This window comes from Ruegeria sp. HKCCD3925 (genome assembly GCF_057221175.1).
Window position 1 is genome coordinate 146,629 of sequence record NZ_JBWVBI010000007.1, and the last position, 18,921, is coordinate 165,549.

Genomic DNA, 18,921 nt, shown 5'->3' on the forward strand with positions numbered 1-18,921 from the left:
CCATGCGTTGGTCCCTGCTCATACCGCTCCTGCTTGGCTCGCCCCTTTGGGCGGCGGACTGGGATGTGCCCAACCGGGCGGGGGCCATCAACGAGATACTGGCGCAGGCGGCGGATGGGGACACCCTCCGCCTGAGCCCCGGCGTTTACACAGAAACGCTGGTTCTGGACCGGCCCGTCACGATTGACGGGCTGGGACAGGCCACCATCGACGGACAAGGCGAAGGCAGCGTCATCACCGTGACCGGGCCGGGTGTGACCTTGCGCGGTCTGACGGTGATCGGATCGGGCTCGGACCATGATGGGATCGACAGCGGCATCCAGTTGACCAAGACGGCCAAAGCGCCTGTGGTCGAGGATAACGTGCTGCTGGGCAATCTCTATGGCATCGACATTCACGGTGCGAAGGACAGCATCGTGCGGCGCAATCGGATTGAAGGGCGGCAGGACCAGCGCATGAACGAGCGCGGCAATGGCGTTTACGTCTGGAATGCGCCGGGTGCGGTGGTCGAGGATAATGACATCCGCTATGGCCGCGACGGGATTTTTGTAAACTCGTCGAAGAAGAACACCTTCACCGGTAACCTGTTCCGTGATCTGCGTTTTGCCGTGCACTACATGTATGCCGACAATTCGGTGGTCAGCGACAATGTCTCGATCGGCAACGATCTAGGCTATGCGGTGATGTTCACAACCAATGTGACAGTCGCCAACAACGTCTCGATCGGCGACCGCGAACATGGCGTCATGCTGAACTATGCCAACAAAAGCACCATCACCGGAAACGTTGTGAAAGGTGCGAAAGAGAAATGCACCTTCCTCTATAACTCGAACAAGAACGAGTTCACTGATAACTGGTTTGAGGGGTGCGGCATCGGCATCCACTTTACCGCTGGCAGCGAGCGCAACCGCATCGTTGGCAATTCATTCATCGGGAACCGGACGCAGGTGAAATACGTCTCGACTAAATGGGTCGAGTGGTCCGAAGACGGGCGCGGCAACTACTGGTCCGATTTCGCCGCTTATGATGTGGATGGCAACGGCATTGCCGATGCCCCCTATCGCCCCAATGACAGTATGGACCATGTGCTGTGGACCCAACCCGCAGCCAAATTGTTGCTCGGCTCCCCTGCCGTGCAACTGGTGCGCTGGTCGCAATCGGCCTTCCCGGCGTTGTTGCCGGGGGGTGTGATGGACAGCAACCCATTGATGCAAGCCCCTGAACCCCCAGCTATGAAAAAGGTGCCTCATGACGGATAAGGCCCTGTCAATCGACCATGTTCTCAAGGACCGAGGGAAAACCCGCGTTCTTGACGATATCACCCTGTCTCTTGCCCCCGGTCAGCGCGTGGCGCTGCTGGGCCATAACGGCGCGGGCAAGTCGACCCTGATCAAATCCATCCTCGGCCTGACGCCGATTCATGGCGGAGCCATCCGGATCGGAGATGCCACCCCCGGTAGCGCGCAGGCGCGTCGCGAGACGGCCTATCTGCCCGAAGCGGTGTCGTTTCATCCCGCTTTGACAGGGCGCGAGCAGTTGACCCTGTTTGCGCAGCTTTCAGGCGCAAAGGCCGACGTGCTTGGCCTATTGGAGCGCGTTGGTCTCAGCGACGCATTGGACCGCCGGATCGGTGCCTATTCCAAAGGCATGCGGCAACGTCTGGGTCTGGCGCAGGTGCTGTTGGGTCAACCGAAAGTGGCTTTGCTGGATGAGCCGACAAGCGGGCTGGACCCGATCTCGCGGCAGGACCTTTATGCCATCATCGACGAGCTGGCTGCCCAAGGCACAGCCGTTCTAATTGCCAGCCATGCGCTGACTGAGGTCGAGGCCCGTACTGATCGCATCGCCATCATGCGCAAGGGCCGGATGGTCGCTGATGACACGCTGAACAATCTGTCGGCTCTGGCCGGTCTGCCGATCCGCCTGAAGGTGCGCGCCAGTGCCAATCCTGATGTGCTGGCCGCCGAACTGGGTGGCAACCGGATCAATGGGGCATCCGTTGAATTGCTCTGCGCACCCGAAGACAAGATGGAGGCGCTGCGCCGGATCGCCGGATTGGGCGACGCTGTGGCGGATGTGGAAATGACCCCGCCCAAGCTGGAAGACCTCTATCGCCACTACGCACAGGAGGATTTGCAATGACCCGCTTCCTCGCCATCACCCGCACTGAAATGCTGATCCTGCGCCGCAACCGCTGGCTGCTGGTCGCCACGCTGATCATGGTTCTGTTCGCCTTGGCGCTGACCTTTGCGGGCAGCGCACCAACCGGCACGTTGGGAGTCGAAATGCTGACCGTCTCGGTGGCCTCGATGACCACGCTTTCGGTCTATCTTGCACCGCTCTTGGCGCTGATGATCGCCTTTGACGCCATCGCGGGCGACGTGGATCGCGGCAGCCTGTCACTGCTGCTGTCTTACCCGGCCGGGCGCGGAGAAATCCTGTTGGGCAAGTTCACCGCCCATCTGGCCGCGCTGGTCTTTGCCATGACCATCGGTTTCGGCACCGCTGGCGCAGTGGCCGCCTTCTTTGGCGGCGCGGGTCCGGAAAGCCTGATGGCTCTGGTCCGCCTGATCCTCACATCTATCCTGCTGGGCGCTGTCTTTCTGGCGCTTGGATACTTGCTGTCCGCCCTGGCAAAGGGGGCCACGGCGGCGGCAGGTTTGTCGGCCGGGCTCTGGCTGGTTTTTGTCGTCCTCTATGATCTGGGCCTGTTGGGGGCCGTCGTCATGGACAAGGGCGGCACCTTCACCCAATCCGTCTTTCCGTGGGTGATGGTGGCCAACCCGGCCGACGCATTCCGTTTGTGGAACATCGCCGCAACCGAGGGCGTCGCGATAGCCTCGGGCATGACCGGGGCGGCGCAGGCCCTGCCGGTCTGGGCCGCGCCTGCCTCGCTGCTGATCTGGCCGGTGCTGGGCTTTGCCCTCGCGCGTCTCGCATTTCGGAGAGTTGAGCCATGAGATACCTTGCCCTGATCGCTCTGGTCGCGTTGACGGCCTGCAAAGAAGAGGTGGCCGAGGCCCCCGACCCGGTTGATCTCACCCCGGATGCGCTGAGTTATTTCTGCCAGATGAACATCGCGGAACATGGCGGGCCCAAAGGGCAGATCCATCTGGAAGGCTATCCCGCGCCTTTGTTTTTTGCGCAGGTGCGCGACATGCTGGCCTATCTGAAAAGCCCCGAACGCGATGCGAAGATTACCGCTGTTTATGTCAGTGACATGAGCGTCGCGCCCAGCTGGCGGCAACCGGGGATTTCCAACTGGATCGCCGCCGATGGTGCGACCTTTGTCGTCGGCGCCGATGTGGCCGGCGGCATGGGTGCGCGCGAAATCGTGCCCTTTGGCGACCCCGCCGCGGCAGGGGCGTTCATTGCCGAATATGGCGGCGTCGCCCTGCCACTGTCTGATATTCCCGATGCCGAAGTGCTGGGCCCCGTCGATTTGAACCTCGCGCTGGAGACGCCCGCATGACCATTCTGACCCGCCGCCGTTTCCTGGCCATCTCAGCCGCCTGCGCCGCCGTACCCGCTGCTGCTGGCAACGTCGCCCAATGGCGCGGTATCGCGCTGGGCGCACCCGCCAGCCTGAGGCTGGAAGGCTCGACGGGCGCACAGGCCGCGCCGATCTTTGCTGCGGTCGAGGCAGAGCTGAATCGGCTGGAGGATATATTCAGCCTCTACCGGACGCACTCGCAGATCAGTCAGCTTAACCGGATCGGCCACCTGGTCACCCCGGCGCCTGAGCTGCTGGAGGTGCTGAGCCTGTGTTCCACGCTTCACGACGCTTCGGGCGGGGTGTTTGATCCGACGATCCAGCCGCTGTGGCTAGCACTCGCCAGTGGCGCGGCGGGGCCGCAGGTGGAACGTGCACGCCAGACGATTGGTTGGGACAAGGTTCACGTAAGCGCCGGTGAGATCCGCCTGCCGCATCCCGGACGCTCGGCGATTACCCTGAACGGTATTGCTCAAGGTGCGATCACTGACCGGATTGCCGCTTTGATGCGATCCTTCGATCTGCGCGATGTGCTGGTGGATATGGGCGAGGTCGCCGCCCTTGGCCAGCGGAGCAATGGCGAGCCGTGGCGCGTCGGGCTGGCCAAGCCCGACGGTGCTGTCGCCAAGCGGATCACACTGCAGGACCGCGCCGTCGCAACCTCGGCCCCCGAAGGCACCATGCTGCAGGGCGATCAGGGGCATATCCTGAACCCGAAAGGGTTGGGTGCGACCTATCAGGCTGTATCGGTCTCGGCTCCGCAGGCGGCGTTGGCAGACGGGCTCTCAACCGCCCTATGCGTAACCCCGCGTGCCAAAACAAACGCGCTGATATCGCGTTTTCCGGGCGCGCGTATCGAGATGAGTATCTGAACGCGGGTAAAGCTTGTCGTAAGGGGATGGTGCCTCAAGAGGGACTCGAACCCCCGACCTTGTCCTTACGAAGGACCTGCTCTACCAGCTGAGCTATTGAGGCGATGCGGAAGCTCGTTTAACGGCAGCGCGCGGGTCATGCAAGCGTGGATTGCCGGGCCGGTGCGCGGTTGACCACTACGCATTCATCCCGCATCCTGACGCCGACATGATCCGCCCGGCGGGTTACAGTGGTTTATCAGATATTTGGCAAGGTCATTTGGATGTCCGGGAATTCGCAGAAGTCTTATGTGCTAGACACCCACCGGCTGCGCGACCCGGAAGAGACCCTGGCCATCGTCAAACCATTCCTCAAGCAGATGGGCATAACCCGGATCGCCAACCTGACGGGACTGGACCGGGTTGGAATGCCGACAGTGATGGTGACGCGGCCAAACTCGCGCTCGGTCGCGGTGTCGCTGGGCAAGGGGCTGTCGCTGAGCGCAGCCCGGGCTTCGGGCGTGATGGAAGCGATTGAATCCTGGCACGCAGAGCGGATCGAACTGCCGCTACGGCTGTCCAGCTTTGCTGATCTGGCGGTGGAGTATGTGGTCGATGCCGACCGTCTGCCCAGCGTCACCGGCGGGCAGTTCGACCCTCATCAGGCGATACTGTGGGTGCTGGGGCGCGATCTGCCCTCGGGCCAGCCCTGCTGGGTGCCGTATGAGATGGTGGACACCGATTATACCACCTCGCCCGTGGCTGGGCAGCGGGCGTTTCCGCGAACGACAAACGGGCTGGCGTCCGGCAACAACCTGACCGAAGCCAGTTGCCACGCGATCTGCGAGTTGATCGAGCGTGACGCCACAACGCTGTGGCACCATCAGGGCACAACCCCGCGTGTTAATCCCCGTACAGTGGACGACCCGCGTTGCCTTCAGGCGATGGAACAGATTTCTGCGGCGGGGCTTGATTTGGGAATCTGGGACACGACCTCGGACATCGGCATCGCCAGCTTTCGCTGCGCGATATGTGAGGACGGAGGCACCACGGGCCATATCGGCATCGGCGACGGCTGCCACCCGGATCGCGCCATTGCCCTACTGCGGGCGCTGACCGAAGCGGCGCAAACACGGCTGACCTATATCTCAGGGGCGCGGGATGATCTGGACCCGGAAGAGTTCTCAGACACTGCCCGGAACTGGCGCAGCGGATACATCCGCGAACTGATCGATGGCTCGGCGCCCATCGGTGATTTCACCGAATGCCCAACCTACGTGACCGGATCGTTCACGGATGACCTGTCTTTGTTGCTGGCGCGCCTGTCCGAGGCAGGCATTGATCAGGTGGTCACTGTTGATCTGTCGCGACCCGAAATTGACATCGCAGTGGTGCGCGCGGTGATACCGGGCTTGGAAGCGCCCCATGACGATCCCGACTTTGTCGCAGGCCCCCGTGCGCGAGCGGTGATGTCATGAGTGTGGTTGTTTTTGTCGGGCCGACGCTACGGGCCCAAGCCGTGCGCGAACATCTGAACGCCACTATCCTACCCCCGGTTCAGCAGGGCGATGTGTATCGGGCAGTGCGGGAAAAGCCGCGTGCGATCGGGATTATAGACGGGTATTTCGACGGGGTGCCCTCGGTCTGGCACAAGGAAATCCTGTGGGCCTTGGAGCAAGGTATACCGGTCTTTGGTAGTGCCAGCATGGGTGCGCTGCGCGCGGCAGAGCTGGCGGATTTCGGGATGATCGGGATCGGCCAGATTTTTGAGGGTTACCTGAATGGTGCCATCGAAGATGATGACGAGGTAGCGGTGCTGCACGGCCCTGCCGAGCTTGGCTTTCCACCGCTGAGCGAGCCTATGGTCTCGATCCGCGCCACCATTGCGCAAGCCAAGACAGCGGGTGTGTTGTCGTCTGAGACGGGCGACGCGTTGCAGCAAAAGGCGAAAGACCTGCACTACCGTGACCGGGTTTGGGATCGCATCCTTGAGGGCGTTTCGGACCCGCAACCCTTTCAACGATGGTTGCCCGAGGGACAGGTGGATGCGAAAGGGGATGACGCCCGCGCGATGCTGGCTGAGATGGCCCGCTTTCTGAATGCTGGAACGAATGTGTCAGACTCACATCGCACCGAACGGACGCTGGTCTGGCGTGACCTCTGCGCTCGTGTGGATCGGGAAGCCGCACAACAGGATAGCGAGGCGCGGGCGCTAGTGGATGAGCTGCGGCTTGATCCGGTTCTCTACGCGCATCTGCGTGATCGCGCAGCGTTAGGCTTGCTGTCTAAGGACGAGACCCGCCGACAGGGGTTGGACCCGGATAAAGACGCCGTGGTCAAGCAGATGACCGAACATCGGCTGGAGGCCCGGCTACCCCGCCATGCGGATTTGCTCGAATGGCTGGAAGAAAATGACCTGACCCTTGTGCAGTACGAGGCGATGCTGGCCGACAAATCCCGTGTCGATATCGCAATCCAAACGCTGGCCGAGACAATGGATGCCGCTTTGCTAGCCGAGCTTCGACGCTCGGGCGACTACAGCGCGTTGCGCGACCGGGCCCAGCGCAAAGCGGCGCTGCCGCTGGACCCGAGCAACGCCGCAATTCGAACGCGTGCCTTGGTCTGGTATTTTGAAACACGTCTTGACCAGAGGGTGCCGGATGATCTTGACTCCTACGCGATCGGGCATGGCCTTGAGGGGCGCGATGCCTTGGTTGATTTGATTGCCGCCGAGTTCATGTTTTGCCAAGCTGGTGGCGATCCGGTTGACCAAGAGGCCGGATTGGCAGCCGGTCTGCACGCCGGCGGATAACGGGAGGGAAAATTGGCAATCTGGCCCGACTATTCAGAGAATGACCCCCCCGGCACGCGGTTCTTACTATATCCGCAATCGCCCTTTTTAGAGCCGAATTCCAAGCCCGAACTGGTCGAAATATCGGCCCCGCAAGGGACCATAGGCCCAGGCCCATCGGGCCCCCGCATGTATGCGATGTACCCGGTCGACAAAACGACCCCCTATGGCGCGATGATCGAGGGTGAAGACGGCCCCGAGATGTATCTGCCCGCATGGGACGGCTATATCCTGCCGCCGCCCGAGCCCGATGAGTTTGGCAATTTCATCCATATCGATCCCGAGGACCCGGCCTTTGAAGCCGCCCATCTGTTCGGAGCGGCCCATTTCACCATGGATGTGTGGGAGGGCTATTTTAATCGCCCGATCCCCTGGCATTTCGCGCGTGATTTCGAGCGGCTTGAGCTATCGTTGCTGCCAAGTCTAGATAACGCGCATATCGGTTGGGGATTTCTGGAAACCGGTGGCACTCGCGATATCGGTGACGAATACCGCCCCTACAGCCTGAACTTCGATGTGGTCGCGCATGAGATCGGCCATGCCATCATCTACAGCGTGGTCGGCATGCCATCCGAAGAGGACGCGACCGGCGAATATTACGGGTTCCATGAATCGGCGGCCGATATGGTGGCGCTGTTGGCGTCGCTGCATTTCGGCTCAGTCGTGGATGAATTGCTGAAAAACACGCGCGGCAACCTTTATACCTATAACCGGCTGAGCCGCTTTGCCGAGCTGTCGCAGAACTCGCAAATTCGGATCGCCGCCAATGACCGGACGCTTTCTGAATTCTCGCATGGATGGTCCAGCGAACACGCCCTGTCGGAACCACTGACCGGGGCGATGTTCGATATTCTGGTCGATATCTACCACGAACGACTGGTAGCACATGACGTGATCGACCCGGAGATGGAGGAGCTCTCGGACGAGTTGGAAGGGACCGACGAATACAACGCGATCATGCAGGACCTGTTCGACGAACACTACGCAGCCGACCCCGAAGGCTTTCGGGTCGCCCTGATCGAAGCGCGTGATTTGCTGGGGTCCTATCTTGCAGATGCGTGGGAGAAATTGGACCCCGATATACTGAGCTACTTCGGCGTTGAACGCGCCTTGGTCATGGTCGATCACGAGGTCACCGGCGGCGCATTCCGGCAGATTATCGAAGGCAATTTCCGCATGCGCCACATCGGATTGACAGCGCCCGGCCCCCGTTTGACCAAGCCCGACGGAACGAGCCATGCCGCGTCGGTTCGTACGCTGTCACCCGAGGTGAATGAACCTTAAAGTCTTTGTTTTTCCCCCGCTATTGTGGCAGGTTACGCGCACGGGGTGATAATAGTGACATTCAACGCGCACTGAATGCGCAAACCGGGACAGGCGAGGCAATCGGCAGCGTCGACCCCCGATAGGGAGAAAGTGATATGTCTGAGTCCTTACTCAGTTTTTCCGAGGTATTACTGTTTGGGCGAGAGTTAAGTGATTTAAAACTGAAACAACGCTCGGTCCGGTTGGCCGAAGAGGTTGAGGAAGACTACGACTTCAGTAAGAAATTCACTAAAATCGACGGCGTGCATGTCCGGGAAGACGATCGCGTTCTGGTCCAGGTCGGGGATGCGGCGAATGAAAAGTCCGGCATCTACAAGGTCATCAAGGACGGCGACAAGTTCAAGTTCGACAAGCGGAAGAAGGTTCCGCACGACTCGTTTGTCTATATACGCCGCGGACGTCAGTTCAAGCATACCCACTGGCAGCAGATCGCGAACCGGCACTCGGAACAGCTGTTCATCGAACAGGATGGCCGCCGGAGGGGTCGCGGCGTCAATAATTTCATCGGGGACCAGTTCGGAGGCGATGCACGACTGGCCCGGATTTACGGCTTCGCCTATGACGGCACCTATTACGAGATGCCAGAACCCACGATCTTTCTGGTGCATGGCGAAGGCGAGAGCGCGACGGGTGGCAACCTGCCCCATGGCTTCAAGCTGCAGACCAGCAATGACGCTAACGCGCCGGACACCACGCAACAGGCCGCACGCGCGCCGATGAACCCCTCGGTTTCGGGCGTCGCGGCAGCGGATTACCAGATGGCCAATGATATTCGCGTCTGGAACTACGATCAGGCCGATTACACCATCCGCATGGATATCGCAGCCGGTCAGATCGAAGACGTGCTGCTGGACGTCTATTTTGAGTATGACGCACCGATGATGTCCGGAGCCAAGGTCTCGGGCGCCAAGGTGAGCGGGGCCAAGGTCTCGGGCGCCAAGGTCAGCGGGGCCAAGGTGTCCGGTGCTAAGGTGTCAGGTGCCAAAGTCAGCGGCGCAAAGGCACGTGGTGAATAGGAAGGTTGAAATGATCCTGACCGATTGACGTTTGGTTTTATTCCAACGTCTGCTTTGGGTTGGCGGGCCATTTATGCCTGACCCGCCATCCCTTTCGAAGATCAGAACTTGCCGTTTTCGTGCGCCATTTCGGCTGGCGTAGGCGAAACGACGTCCCAATGTTCAACGATCTTTCCATCTTCGACGCGCCATAGGTCGAAGAAGGCCCAAGGGTTCCCGCTGACGGTGGCATCTGAGGCGACAAAGACAAAGTTGCCTTCGGCCACCACAATCTGCGGCTCGAATTTGGTGATCACATTCCCCTGCTCTGCCCAGGCTTTGGTGCCCTCGATCAGGCCATCGATCCCATCGGCAAGCATTGGATTGTGCTGCATATAGACCTCGGAATACATCGGAGCTTTCTCGGGCGCGGCACCGCCCAGAACGTCACGCACAAACCCCAGAACCAGCGCCTTGTTTTCTTCTGTTTTCTCAAGATCGGTGATCTCGGTCGGCCCATCTGTCATGCCACGGCCCGACACTGTTGTTTCAGGAACGGGCTGCAAATTGTCCCAATGTTCAGCAACTTTGCCATTCTCGACGCGGAATATGTCAAAGGCGGCGAGGGTCGGTGCACCAAAAGCGTCCGCGTTGTCGAACGTGCTGTGCAATACAACCATATCGCCCTCGGCGATGACCCGGTGGGTAGTTGCAGTCATCCCGGATTGTTCGACCAAAGGGATCAGGCCGGCCAGGCCTTCGGCTCCGGTCGGGACTTGCGGGTTGTGCTGAATATAGTCCGGGGTAACGAGCTGTAGCGCTGCTTGCGGGTCATGTTCAGCAAAGGCAGCCGTAAAAAGTGCGATTACAAGTTCTTTGGGGGACATGTTGATTTCCTGTGATTCGTATCTACTGGATACGTGGTAGCAAATCCATACTACATTTCAATTACGTACTTTAAAATGACCTGGTATGCTTGAGGCTACTGCCTGAATTTTCAGGGAGTTGTACCGAAGCTAAGGTGACGTTATTGTGCGATTAAGTTTCGAAACAATACCAGAGACTGAGATGCTACCAATTGGTGTTGCCAACAAGGCAGAAGCTTCCAACTGCTCAATCCGTTCCGTACTGTCCAATGTGACGGGCAAATGGCGGATGATCATCATCCTTGCGCTGGAGGATGAGCCGAAACGCTTTGGCGATCTCAAGCGCTGTATCGGAGACATCACACAAAGTGTGTTGACCGAAAACCTGCGCGGATTGCAACGTGATGGCTATTTGACCCGCACCGTCGATCCCGGACCGCCAGTGGCAGTGTCTTATGAATTGACACCTTTAGGCCGAAGCCTGCTTGAAATGCTGAAACCGCTCGTCTTCTGGTCGCATGAGCAGATGGATGAAGTCAGGCGACTACGCATGCAGTTCGACCGCGAACAGGCGAGTTGATTTTTATAGGCGAGATCGGGCAGCAGCTCAGAACCCGGCCTTTTTGAGCCCCTCGACAAAATGCTGCGTGTCGTCGGACAGGCGGTCTGGCTGAACCTTGGCCCAGCGCGACAATGAGAAATTGGGATGCGCTGCGCGGTGTTTGTCTGCGATTTGGCGGGCCATTTCCAACTCGCCCTTATGGGCATAACTGGCGGCCAGCACGCGCTGCCCTTCGGTTGGGTTGTTCATCTTGTTCACGCATGAGATCACGTCGTCATAGCGTTTGAGATTGTAATAGGCCCCGCCCAGATGCCACAGGTACTGATCGGGGAAATAGGGGTTCAGGCGCATCGCCTGCTGCAGATGTTTGATGGCGGTTTCGTTGTCGCCCCAATGGGCCAGCGCATCGGCGTAGTCCGAATGCATGTCCGCATCGTTGGGGTTAAGCTGCAGGGCGCGTTTGTAGGATTCGATCGCCGAGTCATGCTCTTTACGATAAAGCTGCACATAGCCCAGCTCTCCAAACCCGCGCGCGTCTGTGGGGTCAAGCTCCACCGCGCGCTGAGCCAGCGACAGGGCCTTGTCCAGCGCGCTGTTTGGGTCTTCGGTCCATGAATAGCGCCAATCGATGTTGAGCGTGCGTGACAGCGCCGCCGCGGCCCGAGCATAGCCGCCGTCGCGCTCAAGCGCGGATTCGTAGCAATGCTGCGCCTTGCGGTTGTCGTTGCGGGTGTATTTGAAAATATGGTGCTGCCCCTGCAGAACTGAACCATAAGCCCGCAGGTCTGACGGGATTGCCTGCACCATGCGCAGCTTTTCATGCGATTCGATCATGACTGCAGTGGCGGCGACGATGCACTCGGTCACCTCATCCAGGATGTCGAAGATATCATCGAGCTTACGGTCGAACCGTTCACCCCAGATGGTGCGTTCGGTGTTGGCGTCGATTAGCTCGGCCGTGATCCGGATACGACTGGACGAGCGGCGCACACTGCCGCGCGCGATATAGCGCACGTTCAGACGCCGAGCGGCCTCCTGCGGCGACATCGACTGGGTCTTGAAGAAGAACGAGGAATTCCGGGCAATGATGAACAGGTTCCGGAACTTGGACAGGTTCATGATGATGTCGTCGGTCAGCCCTTCGGCGACCCAGCTGTCATCTTCATCCCCGCCTTGGCTAGTAAAGGGCAGCACCGCAACCGACGGGTTATCGGGCCTTTCAAGCACTTCCAGCTGCATCTCAGGACGTAGGGTTGCGGCCATTGTTGCACCCTCGACCTCGGTTCGGACACAGTAGGTCGCGACCGGAGACATAATGTTCTTGAGCTGCTTGGGACCGAGGAATTCATAGCCATAGCGCAGGCGGTTACGGATCTGTTCATAGACGGCTGCGCTGACATAAACCCGTTCTGGCTCGGCAATCTCCTGCAGGCGGGCAGCGATATTGACGTTGTCACCGTGGATGCCGCGTTCGTCCATCAGAACTTCGCCCATGTGAACGCCAGCGCGAAATTTGATGTTGTGCTCGTCATCCCGCGCCTGATTATGTTCCGCAGCGATCCGATGCAGTTCGATGCTGAACTCTACCGCACTGGTCGCCGTGTCGAATAAGGCAAGAATGCCGTCACCGCGCACTTCGATGATTTTGCCCTGATACTTTGAGCAAGCCGATTCAAGCTGCGAAAGCAAAGACTTCAACGCGTTATACGTATCCATCTCGTTCTCGCTCATCAGGCGGGAATAGCCGACAACGTCGGCAAAAAGCACCGCGCCTAGTTTCTGTTTTATTGATGCGTCCGAACCGGTCGTGTTCACTGGCAATACTCAATTGTGTTGTCATGTCGAATCCGACAGGACTGTTTTAGCAAAAAATGACTCAGAATACGTAACATTTTAGGTATCTGCACCGGAATCGGGGGGCCAAGACCACCCAGAGGCATCAAAACTGACCACTGTTTGGGTGCCTAACTCCTGCGCGAGCACCTCTCGACGCGCGATCCAGTCCTGCTTCAACATGCCGACGACAACCATGTCATGGAACTGCCCATCCGCGAACCAGGCCTGACGCATCGTGCCCTCGATCTCACAGCCGATTCGCTGGATCAGATCACGGCTGCTGTGATTGTCGGCCCGGTAATACGAGGTGATACGGTTCAGCCCCAATTGCCGGAATGCGAAATCCAGCATCAGCGCAACCGAACGCACCGCCACGCCATGTCGACGGATGGATTTGTCGACAAAAACCGGAACCACCGCATCCCTGTTGACGCTGGAAATTGCTTCAAGCCCGGTCATCCCCACCAGATCACCACTGTCAGATTCGATTGCGAACCAGCATTTGCAGCAGTCCTTTGAGGTGTTTATCGCGTCTTCCCAATATTGTTCGGTCTGTACCAGGTTCTGAGGAATGCGCGACGTTCGGTCGAACAGTGCCAGGTCATGGATATCCTGAAACCAGCGCGCAACTGTTCCCAGATCCGCCTTTTCCAGAGGGCGCAATCTGAACAACCGGGGTGAGCTATCGGGCAAGAGAAAATATCCTCCGAGTACAATTCTGAAAATCTATTCGCGGGATACTAGCACGAAAATTTCAGAAACAATAAGAGGTTGTTCACACAACGCAGCCGTAGGCCGCTACCCGCTGAACGGGTGCAACCGACAAACTTGTAATGGGTGGCAGGTCGTAAAGAAGCGTTACGATCAATCAGCGGTTTTCAGCGCGAATGAGGAAGATGTTGCGCAGGTAGATGGACAGGCCCATCGACTGACCCAGAATAAAGACCGGGTCACGGCGATAGATCGCATAGCTCAGCAGGATAAGCCCGCCGCCGATCGAAAGGTACCAGAACGCCATCGGGATGACGGATTTCTTGGCGCGCTCTGACGTGATCCATTGCACGATAAACCGGGCGCTGAACATCAGCTGACCGGCCAGACCGATAAAGACCCAGAGCGCCTCGGTCGGGCTGTCGACGTGCAGGATTTCCAGAATGGTTTCTTTCATGACCGGGACGCCTCGGTTGCGGAAACGGATTTGGCGCGGCGGGTCAGCCAGACGACGCCGAACAGATCCCAGATGCCGACCATGGCCCGCCCGAAATTGGTGTATTTGGATTCGCCCGACAAACGCTGCTGATGCGCCACATCCACCAGCGCGATATTCCAGCCATAGGCCTTAAACAGGGCGGGCAGATAACGGTGCATATGATTGAAAAAGGGCAGATCGAGGAAAGCCTGCCGTCGGAACGCCTTGAAACCGCAGCCGGTGTCACGTGTGCCGTCTTTCAGCATCCAGCCCCGCAGTGCATTGGCAAAGCGCGAGGCAAGCTTCTTTGACGCAGTGTCTTGTCGGCCAACCCGTTGCCCCGCCACCAGGCCGATCGAGGTATCACCACCCGACACCAGCGGCGCCCAAATCTTTGGCAGCTCTTCCGGCGGGTTCTGTCCGTCGCCATCCAGCGTACAGCAGATATCCGCGCGTGCTTCCTTGACGCCGGAATGCACGGCAGCACTTTGGCCACCGGCCGTTTGGTGCTGCAGGATGCGCAGTTGCGGACAGTCTTTCTGCATCTGTTGCAGCGCCGCAAAAGTGCCATCGGTCGATCCATCATCAACCGCGACAATCTCGAACGCGGGCAATTCGGCCGCAGCAGCGCAGATGCCCTGGATAAGACCGGCAACCGCCCCTTGCTCGTTATGCATGGGAATCACGATCGACACGGTGGGTCGATTGTCAGCGTTGGCATCATGATCAGCATGCATGGTGGGTAGCTTTACTTGTTTCAGTCTCAGGGCTTTTGCGGGATCAACGGCGAAAATTCAAGTGGCCACCGCATCGCAGGCCAACATCTGCGCAACTTGTTGGGGCATTGTTCAGCGATGGGGCGGATTGCACCGTGTCTCCTATTCAGGGGCGGGCGTGACACCGGTTGCCGACCAATAGACCAAACCCTCAACCGCAGTTGGCTGCGTCTCGAGCCCGATCAGGTCAGGTGCCAGCTCAGACAACTCACCCTCCGAACAGAGCCCTCGCAGCGGGCCGGTGGTATAGCCGAACCTGTCGAGGTATTTGTGCAGCTCCAGCCGTCTCAGATAGACAAAGCGCCTACCGTTGGAAGCAAAGACCGATGCGGCCCCGGGTGGTACGCGCAACTTGCGGTCATAGGCGCAGAGCAGCAGGGTTTCATCCGGCTGCAGCATTGCACCCAAAGGGGTCAGAATCTCGGCCTCGGGCACGCCCAAACGCACGCGACCCTTGCCCAGATCGGTGGCATCGCGGTCATAGAACAGGCCGCCTGCAACAAAGACCAGACCCAGCGCGGCCACCATCCCGGCCCAGCGCAGGCGCTTGACCGAAAACAACAAACCGGTTGCGGCGACCATCAGCATCGGCAGGATCAGCAGGGTGTAGCGTGCATAAACCTTGCCGGCTGCGGCCCACATCATGATGACGAAAAATGCGGCTATCCCTGTTGCAGCAAGAAGTCTGGGCCGCTTTTGCAGAAATGGCAGAGCGCAGATGCCGACAAAACCCAGCAGCCGCAACCACGGCTCGCCCGCGATGATCAGATCATAGAGCTTCCCGAAGCCGCGATCGCTGAGCGATGGGCGAAAACGATCCAGCATCTCGCCTTTGATGTTGCCATCCAGCGAGTCGCCAAAGAGGAACCGAAGCTCTTGCAGGATCGGCCAGGCGAAGGCCAGCGGGATCGCAATCTTGAGCGTCCGGCGAAACGTTCTGTTCTGCCAGATCTCGCTGAACGGTTCCGTCTGCCATCTGTTGGTCAACTTCAGCGTCAGTAGTGCCAGCGCCAGAAAGGCCAGCGGGGTTGGGCTTTTCTGCAAGGCGGCCAACACCAGAGTTGCGCCGAAATAAGGCCAGTATTTCGGCTTTTCCAACGCTGCCAACAGGGCTGCAATTCCAAGGGTCGAAAAGAAAACCGCACCGGTATCAAGCATCGCGGATGTGGCGTGTTGCCAGAACTGAAGCGACGTGGCCACCAGCAGGACCGAAGGCAGCATGGCCCAGGGGCTGTCCGGGATCATCACCCGCGCCAGTACGGCCGTTGCCATCAGCGCGCCCAGCGCAAAGATCATCGACGGCAGGCGCAAGGCCAGAATATCAGATACGCCAAACTCCATCAGCAGTGCAGACATCCAATACTGCATGGGCGGTTTTTTTAGGCTAGGTTCGTTGTTGGAATAAACCGCCAGCCAGTCCCCATTGCGCGCAAAGCCTGTACTACGGTCATAAGTGTAGAATTCATCGTAGTGATAGATGTTCCCAACACCCAGATCAGTCAGATACCAGGACCAGACCAGGACCATCACCAATGCGGTGACGAAGTAAGGAAGCAATCTTAGCCAATTTGGGGAGGTACCGGTCATGCTTTCCGTGGTCCTATCGCGTCATAGAAATATGTGGTGTTGATCCCGCCGGGCCTTGTTTGAAACTGCCGCGCGTCGCGCTCCCATTATTGCGTCGCCCGTCCAAGAGCAAGAAGTTTAGAAGGGCGACCGCGCTTGTCAGACTGCAGGCTCGGCCTCGTCGGGCAACATCAGGCTCAGCTCACCCTCTTTGAAGCCATCGAAGGACAAATCCCAGCTGGCACCGGGCCAAAGCAGTTGCAACTGCTTCTTCGCAGGCCGATAGACCGCAGTATAGAGCGTGCCGAAACCTGATCTGAAAGCCGTTGAATAAAGCGGCGGACGCAGGAACGCATCGATAAACCGCTTCTCGCTTTCCGGGTGCTGGTTGAGACGGTTGAGCAAGAACCTTTCGCGTTCCACGGTGGCCGTAAAGCGCGCATGGGTGGACCATTCGACATGGCCCTGATGGTTTGTCGCGACCGGCTGGTCCGAGATTTGCGGGTGCCGGTCCGGGGCAAGGTACACCGTGCTGTGATTGTGTTTCGCATCCAGAACGGTGACGTTATAGCTCATATGACAAGGGATGCGGCACAGGCAGTCAACCGCTTGCGCAGTGGTCTCGCAGGTTTGAAGGACATAGCGCAGGATCAGCGGCACGCCAAAGCCGTCGCCGACCTCGCGCCGCCCGCCAAAGGTGAGCGAGACCGTCAGACCGGCATCGTTGATGCCATCAAGCAGACCCAGAACGCCGTCGCTCATCCCGATGATCCCGCGCCCGTCCCAGCGGGTTTTCAGCAGAGCGGCGTCAAAGGTTTTTGGATGGTAGTCGTAATTGCGCACCAGAAACGGTGTCTTGCCACGCCAAATCGCCTGGCTGCAGCCCGAAAGATATTTCGGCGGGCAGTAAAAGCTGAGAAACCGCGCCTGGCTGTCGCTGCCGCCGACCAATTCGACGATCTCTTCATAAAGCGGCAGAATCTCGGGCATGTGCTTTTGCAAGGCGCGGAGGCATTCGCGATAGGTGGGGCGGGCCGAATATCCCTCTTGCGCCCACCATTTGCGGTAGGCGGGCCAGTATTCGGCAAACAGCCCGGCCAGCTTGGGACCGGGCTGTTCCTCGTCGATTGAGCGAAAAACAAGCGCCATGGGGCTTTCTACATAATTTTGAACGCGGGGTCTTCCATCGGCTGTGCCGCAGGCAGCGGTTCAGCCGTATAAGCCGAAGTGATCCCATGAATCCACTTCTTCGATTTGTCCGTCAGTTTGAAGCCCTTGGTCATCGACCGCCCGCGAGTCACGAGGATACCCAGATCAGCACCCTCATAGCGGTAATCACCGACATTCGAGATACGCAGGAAGAACGCTTCGTTCTCGCCCACCGCGCGGCGGTGATAGTCGAAGCGGTCGAACACGACGCGGCCATCTTCCAGCATCTTGTAGATGCCCGACTGTGGGGCCTGCGTGATCCGGTCGACACTGTCATCGGTGTGTTTGATTACCATTTGCGACCAGCTGTCGATCATGTCCGGATCCGCCCAGCGGGCATTCAGTTCCTCGACATCCAGCTCGAAGGGCTTCTTTGAAAACTCAAGCAGGTGGAACAGAAACAGCGGCGCATCGGCGTGTGCAAAGGCCGCGTGGTTGGTCATCGAACTGGCGCCAGTGATGCGGGGGTTCAATTCACCCAGCCACAGCTCATCGGTTTTCTTGTCAATCAGAAAGTCGAGTTCGAAATAGCCACGATAGCCTGAATTGCGCAGTTCCTCACCAAATTGAAAGGTCAGCTGCCGGGCCTGTTCGCGGGCCTTAGGTGGGAAAGCGGTCGAGAAAATCTCATTCCCACACCAGCCGCCGCGATAAGGCGTGAGTTCCTTGAAGCCCACAAGCTCAGTCATCAGCGGGCCAACGATGGTACCCTCCGAGGTCGCACAGGCTTCGATCGCCGCCCCGCGACAGTCGATCCGCTTCATGATCTTGATCTCGCCTTCGCCGACGATCTCGTCTTTGTGCTTGTTGAAATCAGCTTCGGACTTGATGAAAAACGTCGTATGGCCGCTGTCGCCGAAGGCGGATTGTAGCACCAGATCATTCCCCAATCCGGCCTTTTCGCAGATCTTTTTCAGGTGATCATAGCTTTTGACAACGCTCAGCGTGTTGGGCACCGAAGGCACACCCGCCTTATTGCCGATACGGACAGTTTCGATCTTGTTGTCACATTTGGTGCGCAGCTTGGCTTTGGGGAACCACAGCTGACCGCCCAGCTCCTTGACCAGCTTCTCGGTCGTCTCGTCGAACATCAGGAAGACAAACTTGGGCTTTCCACCACGCCGCTTGACCAGGTCGATGACCTCTTTGTGCTGCAGCAGATAATTGTTGATGTCTTCGATGGACTGAAACTCATCATGCGGCATTTCCGAAGGCACAAACACGTTCGGATGTCGCCCGTCAAAGCAATCCATGTAGCAGATATAGGTGAAGTTCATCACCCATTCATCCAGCCCCAACAGGTTGAAATTGGTTGCCGATACGAAATAGATCGGGTCCTTGTTGGTATGGAAATACCGGCGGATTTCCGAGATGTTTTTCAGCACCTTCTTTGGCATGATT

Annotated in this window: 18 protein-coding genes and 1 tRNA gene; 10 read left to right on the forward strand and 9 right to left on the reverse strand. The window is 58.7% G+C overall.

All coding sequences use genetic code 11. The features are described 5' to 3' along the window. Window positions 1-2 precede the first annotated feature (2 nt). The 5 genes from AC2TEM_RS17505 to AC2TEM_RS17525 are packed head-to-tail and all read left to right on the forward strand — an operon-like array spanning window position 3 to window position 4,365. Window positions 3-1,259: a nitrous oxide reductase family maturation protein NosD gene (locus tag AC2TEM_RS17505; protein WP_170636625.1), complete on the forward strand. Its 1,257-nt coding sequence runs from the start codon at window positions 3-5 to the stop codon at window positions 1,257-1,259. Further along, window positions 1,249-2,142 (forward strand): ABC transporter ATP-binding protein, encoded by an 894-nt coding sequence (locus tag AC2TEM_RS17510; protein ID WP_480856337.1) that lies wholly within the window; start codon window positions 1,249-1,251, stop codon window positions 2,140-2,142. Before AC2TEM_RS17505 ends, AC2TEM_RS17510 begins: the two co-directional genes overlap by 11 nt. Then, window positions 2,139-2,960 carry an ABC transporter permease gene (locus tag AC2TEM_RS17515; protein ID WP_480856338.1) on the forward strand — a complete coding sequence of 274 codons (822 nt, stop codon included), beginning with the start codon at window positions 2,139-2,141 and terminating at the stop codon, window positions 2,958-2,960. Before AC2TEM_RS17510 ends, AC2TEM_RS17515 begins: the two co-directional genes overlap by 4 nt. Further along, on the forward strand, window positions 2,957-3,472 hold the full coding sequence (locus AC2TEM_RS17520) for a nitrous oxide reductase accessory protein NosL (RefSeq protein WP_480856339.1): 516 nt from the start codon (window positions 2,957-2,959) through the stop codon (window positions 3,470-3,472). Before AC2TEM_RS17515 ends, AC2TEM_RS17520 begins: the two co-directional genes overlap by 4 nt. Next, window positions 3,469-4,365 carry an FAD:protein FMN transferase gene (locus AC2TEM_RS17525; protein ID WP_480856340.1) on the forward strand — a complete coding sequence of 299 codons (897 nt, stop codon included), beginning with the start codon at window positions 3,469-3,471 and terminating at the stop codon, window positions 4,363-4,365. The genes AC2TEM_RS17520 and AC2TEM_RS17525 overlap by 4 nt, the downstream gene beginning before the upstream one ends. 27 nt (window positions 4,366-4,392) lie before the next feature. On the opposite strand, the gene AC2TEM_RS17530 is transcribed toward AC2TEM_RS17525, so the two are convergent. Beyond that, a tRNA-Thr gene (locus AC2TEM_RS17530) sits at window positions 4,393-4,468 on the reverse strand. A 160-nt stretch (window positions 4,469-4,628) separates the two neighbouring features. On the opposite strand from AC2TEM_RS17530, the gene AC2TEM_RS17535 reads away from it, so the two are divergent. The 4 genes from AC2TEM_RS17535 (at window position 4,629) to AC2TEM_RS17550 (ending at window position 9,537) form a co-directional block, all read left to right on the forward strand. Beyond that, a complete protein-coding gene (locus AC2TEM_RS17535; protein ID WP_170425444.1) occupies window positions 4,629-5,822 on the forward strand; it encodes a YcaO-like family protein in 1,194 nt (397 codons plus the stop codon). Beyond that, on the forward strand, window positions 5,819-7,156 hold the full coding sequence (locus tag AC2TEM_RS17540; protein ID WP_170425441.1) for a TfuA-like protein: 1,338 nt from the start codon (window positions 5,819-5,821) through the stop codon (window positions 7,154-7,156). Before AC2TEM_RS17535 ends, AC2TEM_RS17540 begins: the two co-directional genes overlap by 4 nt. Before the next feature lie 12 nt (window positions 7,157-7,168). Then, window positions 7,169-8,479 carry a gluzincin family metallopeptidase gene (locus AC2TEM_RS17545; RefSeq protein WP_480856341.1) on the forward strand — a complete coding sequence of 437 codons (1,311 nt, stop codon included), beginning with the start codon at window positions 7,169-7,171 and terminating at the stop codon, window positions 8,477-8,479. Between the two features lie 137 nt (window positions 8,480-8,616). Further along, window positions 8,617-9,537 carry a pentapeptide repeat-containing protein gene (locus tag AC2TEM_RS17550; protein ID WP_170397991.1) on the forward strand — a complete coding sequence of 307 codons (921 nt, stop codon included), beginning with the start codon at window positions 8,617-8,619 and terminating at the stop codon, window positions 9,535-9,537. Window positions 9,538-9,638: 101 nt separating this feature from the next. Here the strand turns inward: AC2TEM_RS17550 and AC2TEM_RS17555 are convergent, their stop codons facing one another. Next, window positions 9,639-10,403, reverse strand: coding sequence for a nuclear transport factor 2 family protein (locus AC2TEM_RS17555; protein ID WP_170425438.1), 765 nt, complete (start codon window positions 10,401-10,403; stop codon window positions 9,639-9,641). A 181-nt stretch (window positions 10,404-10,584) separates the two neighbouring features. Here AC2TEM_RS17555 and AC2TEM_RS17560 point away from each other — a divergent pair, with 181 nt between their 5' ends. Then, window positions 10,585-10,962, forward strand: coding sequence for a winged helix-turn-helix transcriptional regulator (locus tag AC2TEM_RS17560; RefSeq protein ID WP_170397987.1), 378 nt, complete (start codon window positions 10,585-10,587; stop codon window positions 10,960-10,962). Window positions 10,963-10,989: 27 nt separating this feature from the next. On the opposite strand, the gene AC2TEM_RS17565 is transcribed toward AC2TEM_RS17560, so the two are convergent. From AC2TEM_RS17565 to AC2TEM_RS17595, 7 genes are all read right to left on the reverse strand, one after another. Next, window positions 10,990-12,759 (reverse strand): adenylate/guanylate cyclase domain-containing protein, encoded by a 1,770-nt coding sequence (locus AC2TEM_RS17565; protein ID WP_170407986.1) that lies wholly within the window; start codon window positions 12,757-12,759, stop codon window positions 10,990-10,992. Window positions 12,760-12,837: 78 nt separating this feature from the next. Further along, window positions 12,838-13,473: a GNAT family N-acetyltransferase gene (locus AC2TEM_RS17570; protein ID WP_170425435.1), complete on the reverse strand. Its 636-nt coding sequence runs from the start codon at window positions 13,471-13,473 to the stop codon at window positions 12,838-12,840. Window positions 13,474-13,648: 175 nt separating this feature from the next. Beyond that, window positions 13,649-13,948 carry a lipid-A-disaccharide synthase N-terminal domain-containing protein gene (locus AC2TEM_RS17575; protein ID WP_039542759.1) on the reverse strand — a complete coding sequence of 100 codons (300 nt, stop codon included), beginning with the start codon at window positions 13,946-13,948 and terminating at the stop codon, window positions 13,649-13,651. Beyond that, window positions 13,945-14,706 carry a glycosyltransferase family 2 protein gene (locus tag AC2TEM_RS17580; protein ID WP_170425432.1) on the reverse strand — a complete coding sequence of 254 codons (762 nt, stop codon included), beginning with the start codon at window positions 14,704-14,706 and terminating at the stop codon, window positions 13,945-13,947. Before AC2TEM_RS17580 ends, AC2TEM_RS17575 begins: the two co-directional genes overlap by 4 nt. A gap of 141 nt (window positions 14,707-14,847) precedes the next feature. Next, window positions 14,848-16,332 carry a glycosyltransferase family 39 protein gene (locus tag AC2TEM_RS17585; protein ID WP_170425430.1) on the reverse strand — a complete coding sequence of 495 codons (1,485 nt, stop codon included), beginning with the start codon at window positions 16,330-16,332 and terminating at the stop codon, window positions 14,848-14,850. A 138-nt stretch (window positions 16,333-16,470) separates the two neighbouring features. Further along, window positions 16,471-17,460, reverse strand: a complete 990-nt coding sequence (locus tag AC2TEM_RS17590; protein WP_170425427.1) for a C45 family autoproteolytic acyltransferase/hydrolase — start codon at window positions 17,458-17,460, stop codon at window positions 16,471-16,473. A gap of 8 nt (window positions 17,461-17,468) precedes the next feature. After that, entirely contained in the window at window positions 17,469-18,917 is a 1,449-nt protein-coding gene (locus AC2TEM_RS17595; RefSeq protein WP_170425424.1) for a biotin carboxylase, read from the reverse strand. Window positions 18,918-18,921: the final 4 nt, after the last annotated feature.

Bases quoted from the DNA above. Each gene is read 5' to 3' on its own strand.
- AC2TEM_RS17505 (WP_170636625.1), top strand. From the start codon at position 3: ATGCGTTGGTCCCTGCTCATACCGCTCCTGCTTGGCTCGCCCCTTTGG.
- AC2TEM_RS17510 (WP_480856337.1), top strand. From the start codon at position 1,249: ATGACGGATAAGGCCCTGTCAATCGACCATGTTCTCAAGGACCGAGGG.
- AC2TEM_RS17515 (WP_480856338.1), top strand. From the start codon at position 2,139: ATGACCCGCTTCCTCGCCATCACCCGCACTGAAATGCTGATCCTGCGC.
- AC2TEM_RS17520 (WP_480856339.1), top strand. From the start codon at position 2,957: ATGAGATACCTTGCCCTGATCGCTCTGGTCGCGTTGACGGCCTGCAAA.
- AC2TEM_RS17525 (WP_480856340.1), top strand. From the start codon at position 3,469: ATGACCATTCTGACCCGCCGCCGTTTCCTGGCCATCTCAGCCGCCTGC.
- AC2TEM_RS17535 (WP_170425444.1), top strand. From the start codon at position 4,629: ATGTCCGGGAATTCGCAGAAGTCTTATGTGCTAGACACCCACCGGCTG.
- AC2TEM_RS17540 (WP_170425441.1), top strand. From the start codon at position 5,819: ATGAGTGTGGTTGTTTTTGTCGGGCCGACGCTACGGGCCCAAGCCGTG.
- AC2TEM_RS17550 (WP_170397991.1), top strand. From the start codon at position 8,617: ATGTCTGAGTCCTTACTCAGTTTTTCCGAGGTATTACTGTTTGGGCGA.
- AC2TEM_RS17555 (WP_170425438.1), bottom strand. From the start codon at position 10,403: ATGTCCCCCAAAGAACTTGTAATCGCACTTTTTACGGCTGCCTTTGCT.
- AC2TEM_RS17560 (WP_170397987.1), top strand. From the start codon at position 10,585: ATGCTACCAATTGGTGTTGCCAACAAGGCAGAAGCTTCCAACTGCTCA.
- AC2TEM_RS17575 (WP_039542759.1), bottom strand. From the start codon at position 13,948: ATGAAAGAAACCATTCTGGAAATCCTGCACGTCGACAGCCCGACCGAG.
- AC2TEM_RS17580 (WP_170425432.1), bottom strand. From the start codon at position 14,706: ATGCATGCTGATCATGATGCCAACGCTGACAATCGACCCACCGTGTCG.
- AC2TEM_RS17585 (WP_170425430.1), bottom strand. From the start codon at position 16,332: ATGACCGGTACCTCCCCAAATTGGCTAAGATTGCTTCCTTACTTCGTC.
- AC2TEM_RS17590 (WP_170425427.1), bottom strand. From the start codon at position 17,460: ATGGCGCTTGTTTTTCGCTCAATCGACGAGGAACAGCCCGGTCCCAAG.
- AC2TEM_RS17595 (WP_170425424.1), bottom strand. From the start codon at position 18,917: ATGCCAAAGAAGGTGCTGAAAAACATCTCGGAAATCCGCCGGTATTTC.